The 7,633-nt window shown below is 63.5% G+C and carries 7 protein-coding genes; all 7 read left to right on the top strand.

Going from position 1 to position 7,633, the window contains the following annotated elements; translation table 11 throughout:
* Nucleotides 1-102 precede the first annotated feature (102 nt).
* On the top strand, nucleotides 103-660 hold the full coding sequence (locus JYJ84_RS23085; RefSeq protein WP_011351454.1) for a hypothetical protein: 558 nt from the start codon (nucleotides 103-105) through the stop codon (nucleotides 658-660).
* Between the two features lie 276 nt (nucleotides 661-936).
* Complete coding sequence (locus JYJ84_RS23080; RefSeq protein WP_122944881.1) at nucleotides 937-1,626, top strand: ABC transporter permease; 690 nt, start codon at nucleotides 937-939, stop codon at nucleotides 1,624-1,626.
* On the top strand, nucleotides 1,623-2,336 hold the full coding sequence (locus tag JYJ84_RS23075; RefSeq protein WP_011351456.1) for an ABC transporter permease: 714 nt from the start codon (nucleotides 1,623-1,625) through the stop codon (nucleotides 2,334-2,336). Before JYJ84_RS23080 ends, JYJ84_RS23075 begins: the two co-directional genes overlap by 4 nt.
* A 20-nt stretch (nucleotides 2,337-2,356) precedes the next feature.
* Nucleotides 2,357-3,157 (top strand): ABC transporter ATP-binding protein, encoded by an 801-nt coding sequence (locus JYJ84_RS23070; protein ID WP_122944882.1) that lies wholly within the window; start codon nucleotides 2,357-2,359, stop codon nucleotides 3,155-3,157.
* A gap of 22 nt (nucleotides 3,158-3,179) precedes the next feature.
* The gene (locus tag JYJ84_RS23065; protein ID WP_039348267.1) at nucleotides 3,180-4,223 is read left to right on the top strand and encodes a GlxA family transcriptional regulator; all 1,044 of its coding nucleotides are present in this window, start codon (nucleotides 3,180-3,182) and stop codon (nucleotides 4,221-4,223) included.
* A 1,139-nt stretch (nucleotides 4,224-5,362) separates the two neighbouring features.
* The gene (locus tag JYJ84_RS23060) at nucleotides 5,363-6,595 is read left to right on the top strand and encodes an aspartate aminotransferase family protein (protein ID WP_122944883.1); all 1,233 of its coding nucleotides are present in this window, start codon (nucleotides 5,363-5,365) and stop codon (nucleotides 6,593-6,595) included.
* Nucleotides 6,596-6,625: 30 nt separating this feature from the next.
* Nucleotides 6,626-7,633 (top strand): arginine/ornithine succinyltransferase subunit alpha (aruF, locus tag JYJ84_RS23055; protein ID WP_205189504.1); only part of this gene is annotated, 1,008 nt, incomplete at its 3' end.

Genomic DNA, 7,633 nt, shown 5'->3' with positions numbered 1-7,633 from the left:
GAAACGATGCATTGAACACGAGACGGGCTGCGGGCCCGTCTCGCGCTTTTGGCGTCGCGCGGGTATCCTTGCCGCGTGTTTTCTCGACGCGTATTTCTTCCGATGAATTTCCGTTTCCGGCTGCTTCCCGTGACGATGCTGGCCGCCGCGCTGGCGCTGACCGGCTGCGACGACAAGCAAGGCAACCTCGACGTGCAACGTATCAGGGACTTCTTCAACGCGATCAAGCCCGCGCCGCTGCTGCTGAAGGGGCTGAAGGTCGGCGAATCGACCGAGGCCGACGTGCGCGGCACGATGGGCAAGCCCGAGACCGAGCGCGACTTCACCGACGGCTCGAAGCGCCTCGAATACCCACGCGGCCCGATGGGCAACCAGACGTGGTTCGTCGATCTCGACGCGAACGGCCGCTACACGGGCGCAACGCAGGTGCTGACCGCCGAGAATTTCGCGAAGGTGCGCCCGGGGATGAACGAGGACGAGGTGCGGCGCCTGCTCGGCAAGCCTGGCGACATCGCGCAGTATCCGCTCAAGCCCGAGATAGTCTGGAGCTGGCGCTGGCTCGAGGACGGCGTCAACACCGACGCATTCTTCAACGTCCATTTCGGCCCGGACGGGCTTGTCTATACGACTTCACGCTCCGACATCCTGAAGGGGCGGTAAGCGCAGCCGCAGCCGTCTTCGGCGCTATATCGAAAAAGCGACCGGAAAATTGCAAAAAGTCCGCTTCCCTGCCCGTTATCCGGTTGTCAGGGAGCGGCTTTTTTCCTTTTGAAACAGAGGCATAGGCCTCGGTTGCAAATGGTGAGGCGGATTGTTGCGATGCAGCAATCACATGCAAGGTGATTTGAGGCAATCAATTTCGCTTGCGACTATCCGCGTCAGCCCGGCGCGGGACAGGCATACGCGTCGGCATCCATTCCAACTCTGGAGACGCGCGTGTTCCTTTACGGCTTTGGTCCTGTCCTCTGGGCCGGCACCGTGCAGACCATCGAGCTGTCGGTGCTGTCGCTCGCCACTGCGGTGGCGCTGGGGCTGATCGGCGCGGTGGCGAAGCTGTCGCACAACCGGGTGCTGCGAGCGATCGCGACCGGTTATACGACGCTGATCCGCTCGGTGCCCGATCTTGTCCTGATGCTGCTGCTGTTCTACAGCATCCAGATCTGGCTGAACCAGTTCACCGACTTCGTCGGCTGGGACCAGATCGACATCGACCCGTTCGTGGCCGGCGTGCTGACGCTCGGCTTCATCTATGGCGCGTACTTCACCGAGACGTTCCGCGGTGCGTTCCTGTCGGTGCCGCGCGGCCAGCTCGAAGCCGGCGCGGCTTACGGGATGAGCGGCGCGCGCGTGTTCGTCCGGATCATGTTTCCGCAGATGATGCGCTTTGCGCTGCCCGGGATCGGCAACAACTGGCAGGTGCTCGTGAAGGCCACCGCGCTGGTATCGATCATCGGCCTCGCGGACGTCGTGAAGGCCGCGCAGGACGCCGGCAAGAGCACGTTCAACATGTTCTTCTTCATCCTCGTCGCGGCGCTGATCTATCTCGCGATCACGACCGTTTCCAACCTCGTGCTGATCCAGCTCGAGAAGCGTTATTCCATGGGCGTGCGGCACGCAGATCTATGATCGAAATTCTCCAGGAATTCGGCCAGGCGTTCCTTTACTGGGACGGCCAGCGCCTCTCCGGCCTCGCGGTGACGCTGTGGCTGCTCGTCGCGTCGATTTCGCTCGGCTTCGTGTGTGCGGTGCCGCTCGCGGTGGCGCGCGTGTCGAAGAACAAGTGGGTGTCGACGCCGGTGCGGTTCTACACGTACGTGTTCCGTGGCACGCCGCTCTACGTGCAGTTGCTGCTGCTGTACACGGGCATGTACAGCCTCGAGTTCGTGCGTTCGCACTCGCTGCTCGACGCGTTCTTCCGCAGCGGCTTCAACTGCGCGATTCTCGCGTTCGCGCTGAACACCTGCGCGTACACGACCGAGATCTTCGCGGGGGCGATCCGCGCGATTCCGCACGGCGAGGTCGAGGCGGCGCGCGCATACGGAATGTCGCCGTTCACGATGTACCGCCGCGTGATCCTGCCGTCGGCGCTGCGCCGCGCGCTGCCGCTGTACAGCAACGAGGTGATCCTGATGCTGCACGCGACGACCGTCGCGTTCACGGCGACCGTGCCGGACATTTTGAAGGTCGCGCGCGATGCGAATTCCGCGACCTACATGGCGTTCCAGTCGTTCGGAATCGCCGCGCTGATCTATCTTGCGGTATCGTTCGCACTCGTCGCGGCGTTTCGCCGCGCGGAGCGCCACTGGCTTGCGTATCTCGCAGCCGCCCGTCATTGAATCACTTCGAGGAGAGCCAGTTGGCCGAGATCACTCAAACGAGCGCTGCCGCTTCCACCAAGCTTGCCGCGGTCGACATTCACAAGCGCTACGGCGACAACGAAGTGCTCAAGGGCGTATCGCTGAACGCGAAGGCCGGTGACGTCATCAGCATCATCGGCGCGAGCGGCTCGGGCAAGAGCACGTTCCTGCGCTGCATCAATTTTCTCGAGCGGCCCAATGCGGGGCAGATCGTCGTCGACGGCGAGGCCGTGCGCACGAAGGCCAACCGCGCCGGCGCGCTCGAAGTCGCCGATCACAAGCAGCTGCAGCGCATCCGCACGAAGCTCTCGATGGTGTTCCAGCACTTCAACCTCTGGGCGCACATGAACGTGCTCGAGAACGTGATGGAAGCCCCGGTGCACGTGCTCGGCATTCCGAAGAAGGAAGCCGAGGAGCGGGCGCGCGAGTACCTGGAGAAGGTCGGCTTGCCGCCGCGCGTCGAGAAGCAGTATCCGTCACACCTGTCGGGCGGCCAGCAGCAGCGCGTGGCGATTGCGCGTGCGCTGGCGATGCATCCGGACGTGATGCTGTTCGACGAGCCGACCTCGGCGCTCGACCCGGAGCTGGTGGGCGAAGTGCTGAAGGTGATGCAGAAGCTGGCCGAGGAAGGCCGCACGATGATCGTCGTCACGCACGAGATGGGCTTTGCGCGTAACGTGTCGAACCACGTGATGTTCCTGCATCAGGGGCGGACCGAGGAAGAGGGCGATCCGAAGGAAGTGCTGGTGCGCCCGCAGAGCGAGCGGCTCAAGCAGTTCCTGTCGGGCAGTCTCAAGTAACGCGACAGGGCAGGTTTCATAAGTGGTACCGGTGTCTCGTCCCGCAGGCGCCACCCGCACGACGCAGGTGGCGATCGTTGCATTGCCGCCCGTGTCGATGTCGGGCGTGGGTCCGATCGTCGATGCGCTGAACCTCGCGAACGAGATCGACGGGCGGCTGCTGTACCGGTGGCAGGTGTGTTCGTGGGACGGGCGGCCGGTGCCGCTCGCCGGCGGCGCGCAGTGGCATGCCGATGCGGCGTTCAACGATGCGATCGCGTGCGACTGGGTCATCGTCGTGTCGGAGCGGTTTCAGCAGTTTGCCGACTATCGGTTGTTTCTTGCGAGTCTCGCGAGGGTGGGGCAGCGCACGCCGGTCGTCACGGGCATTCACCACGGCGTGTGGTGGCTCGCGATGGCCGGGCAGCTTTCCGGGTATCGCGTCAGCGTGAACTGGGAGACGTATCAGCAGTTCGCCGAACAGTTCGAGCGGTCGATCGTCACGCAGCAGATTTTCGAGATCGATCGGGATCGGGCCACCTGTGCCGGTGGGCAGGCTACCGTTGACTTCATGCTGGCCATGATTGGCCGGGAACATGGGCCTGATCTCGCGGAGCGGATTGCCGATGCGCTCGGCGCCGGGACTTTGCGCAGTGGCGAGGAACGGCAGCGGATTCCTTTCGTTACTGCGCCGGGCGAGCGGCATCCTCGGTTGAACGATGCTTTGCTTTTGATGGAAGCCAATGTCGAGGATCCGCTGACTACCGATGAGATCGCCGAGCTGGTTGGCGTTTCACGCCGGCAACTGGAGCGGCTCTTTCGGCAGTATCTCGGGGCGATGCCCTCCAAGTATTACCTCAATCTTCGGTTGCTCAAGGCCCGGACTCAGTTGCAGCGGACCAGCAAGTCGGTTGTGCAGGTCAGTCTCGCATGTGGGTTTTCTTCTGCTGCGCACTTTTCTAACGCTTACCGCGAAAGGTTTGGGGTTACGCCTCGGGAGGATCGGAGAGCCTGGCTCGAGAAGCAGACAGGCGGCGGCGGGGAGCCTCGTGGGGGCGCTCTTGTCGAGCGCGGTGCGAAGGATTGATTCTGTTTTTTTGGTGGTTCGCTTTTGTTTTTCGTGAAGCACCTGTGGTCTTGTCGGTCTATTAGTGTCGCCCCTGCGCGGGGCGGCGGTTACTTTTCTTTGTCTTGCCAAAGAAAAGTAACCAAAAGAAAGGCGCCCGGAGAACGCATGACTTCCCGGTGCCATGGTCGTCAGAGTGGATCGCGCCTAAGTGTCCGCGCCAGTCAGGAGGACGGAGTGGTTCGAGCAATGGTTCTGACACCTCCCACTACCCAACAAAGCGGTATACCGCCCGCCAGCTCCATCCTCGCTACGCTCGGCTGCAAGGTACTTCACGTCGCATTGCATCCGCTCGCATGTTTCTTCCCGCAATACAGCAGTGGGCCAGACTCTCTTTACTCACATCATTCGTACCTATCGGACTGCTTGCCATCGGTGAGCGTCTGATAACGTGTGTGAGCACATGAGCACATGAGCACATGAGCACATGAGCACATGAGCACATGAGCATGTGAGCACGGGAGCACGGGAGCACGGGAGCACGGGAGCACGGGAGCATGTGAGTGCGTGAGTGCTCGCTGCGTCCCTTTTTCTTCGCGGTTGAGGGCACGTCTTGATTCGCGGGATTCGGGATGCTCGCCCGTGATTGCCGGAGCGGATTGACCTCAAGTGTTACTGGAGGGGGGGAGTACCAGTCGGCCGAGCGAAGCGAGGGCGGAGCTAGCGGGCGGTATACCGCTTTGTTGGGTAGTGGAGGGTGTCAGAACCATTGCTCGAACCACTCCGTCCTCCTGACTGGCGCGGACACTTAGGTGCGATCCACTCTGACGACCATGGCACCGGGAAGTCATGCGTTTTCCGAGCGCCTTTCTTTTGGTTACTTTTCTTTGGCAAGACAAAGAAAAGTAACCGCCGCCCCGCGCAGGGGCGACGCTAATAGACCGACAAGACCACAGGTGCTTCACGAAAAACAAAAGCGAACCCTCAAAAAAAGCCCCAAAATCCCGACACCCAAACCCAGCACCCCCCCGCCGGGAAGGCAAAATAAAAGCGATCTATCCGCTTCCGATAGAACCCGTCGCAATTCCGCAAGACGCTTGCGTCACCCTTACCTAAACTTGATCCTGTTGAACCCTCTTACGAAACCGAAAGGAACGACCATGACGACCTCGACCGTGACCCGCCAGACATTCGATGAAGTGATGGTGCCGGTATTTTCCCCCGCGCCGTTCGTGCCGGATCGCGCAGAGGGCTCCCGCGTGTGGGACACGGCCGGCCGCGAGTACATCGATTTCGCGTGCGGTATCGCCGTGACGTCGCTCGGCCACGGCCACCCGGAACTGCTGAAGGTCCTGGACGAACAAAGCCGCAAGCTCTGGCACATCGGCAACGGCTACACGAACGAGCCGGTGCTGCGTCTCGCGAAGCGCCTCGAATCGCTGACCTTCGCCGACCGCGCATTCTTCGCGAACTCGGGCGCGGAAGCGAACGAAGCCGCACTGAAGCTCGCACGCCGCGTCGCATTCGATCGACACGGCGCCGACAAGGCAGAAATCATCTCGTTCGTGCAGTCGTTCCACGGCCGCACGTTCTTCACGGTCAGCGTCGGCGGCCAGCCGAAATACTCGGAAGGCTTCGGCCCCGTGCCGGCCGGCATCAAGCACCTGCCGTACAACGACATCGAAGCCGCCAAGGCCGCAATCGGCCCGCAAACCTGCGCAGTGATCGTCGAGCCCGTGCAAGGCGAAGGCGGCGTGATCCCGGCGGATCCGGCCTTCCTGAAGGCACTGCGCGAAGCGTGCGACGCACACGGCGCGCTGCTGATTTTCGACGAAGTGCAAACGGGCGTCGGCCGCACGGGCCAGTTCTACGCTTACATGGATACCGGCGTCACGCCAGACATCCTGACGACCGCGAAGGCGCTCGGTAACGGCTTCCCGATCGGCGCGATGCTGACGACCAATGAACTGGCCGCGCACTTCAAGGTCGGCGTGCACGGCACGACGTACGGTGGCAACCCGCTCGCCTCGGCAATCGCCGACAAGGTCGTCGAACTGATCGGCGATCCGGCACTGCTCGAAGGCGTGCGCGAACGCAGCGTGCGCCTGAAGGGCGCGCTCGAACGCATCAACGCGCGCTTCGGCATCTTCAAGGACGTGCGCGGCAAGGGCCTGCTCGTCGGCGCCGAACTCACCGCCGCATTCGACGGCCGCGCGAAGGACTTCGTCACCGCAGCAGCAGAGAACGGTCTGATCATGCTGATCGCCGGCCCGAACGTGCTGCGCTTCGTCCCGTCGCTGGTGATCCCGTTCGACCTGCTCGACGAAGGCATGAAGCGCTTCGAGAAGGCAGTCGAACAAGTGCTCGCCGCACAGGAAGCCACCGCGCGCTGATCGGCGCGCCCATCGCAGACAGGAACGACGATGCTATTTGTTCGCCCCGGCAAACTCACGGATCTCGATGCGCTCGCGCACATGGCGCGCACCGCGCAGCCGGTCCTGCACTCGCTGCCGCACGACCGCGCGGCGCTCGAAGCGCGCGTGGCGCTCTCCGAGGATTCGTTTCGCGCGGACGTCGACTTCGCCGGCGAGGAGTTCTACCTCTTCGTGCTCGAGGATTCGTCGACGGGCAAGCTGCTCGGCACGGCGAGCATCGTGGCCGCGGCCGGCTACTCGGAACCGTTCTACGCGTTCCGCAACGACGCACTGATCCACGCGTCGCGCGAGCTGCACGTGAACCGCAAGATCCACGCGCTCACGATGTCGCACGAGCTGACCGGCAAGAGCCGGCTGGCGGGCTTCTACGTCGATCCGTCGCTGCGCGGCGACGCGGCCGCGCACCTGATCTCGCGCGCCCGGATGATGTACATCGCCGCGAACCGCCGCCGCTTCACGCCGGAAGTGTTCACGCTGCTGCTCGGCGTGAGCGACGGTAACGGCGCATCGCCGTTCTGGGAAGCGGTGGGCCGCAAGTTCTTCGGCCGCGATTTCACCGACGTCGACATCGCGTCGGGCGGCCGCAGTCGTACCTTCATCGCGGAAGTGATGCCGGCGTATCCGCTCTACGTGCCGCTGCTGCCGGAAGCCGCGCAGCGCGTGCTCGGCGAGCCGAACGAATCGGCGCTGCTCGCCTATGACATCCATCTCGAGGAAGGCTTCGAGCCCGACCGCTTCGTCGACATCTTCGACGCAGGCCCGGTGCTGACCGCGCAGGTCGACCGCACCGCGTGCGTGAAGCACGGCGCCGAGCGCGTCGTGCGCGAAGCGGCGCACCAGCAGGGCGACGTGGCGTACATGGTGTCGACGGGCAGCGGCGAATCGTTCCGCTGCGTGCTGGCCGACCTGCCGGGCGAGGCGGCCGATGCGCCGCTCGCGAGCGACGTGCGCGCTGCGCTCGATGTGAAGGATGGCGATGTCGTGCGCTGCGTGCCG

Source organism: Burkholderia sp. LMG 13014 (genome assembly GCF_905232215.1).
GTDB lineage: Bacteria > Pseudomonadota > Gammaproteobacteria > Burkholderiales > Burkholderiaceae > Burkholderia.
Note: the sequence above shows the minus strand (reverse complement) of the source record. Positions and strands in the feature narration are given on the sequence as shown.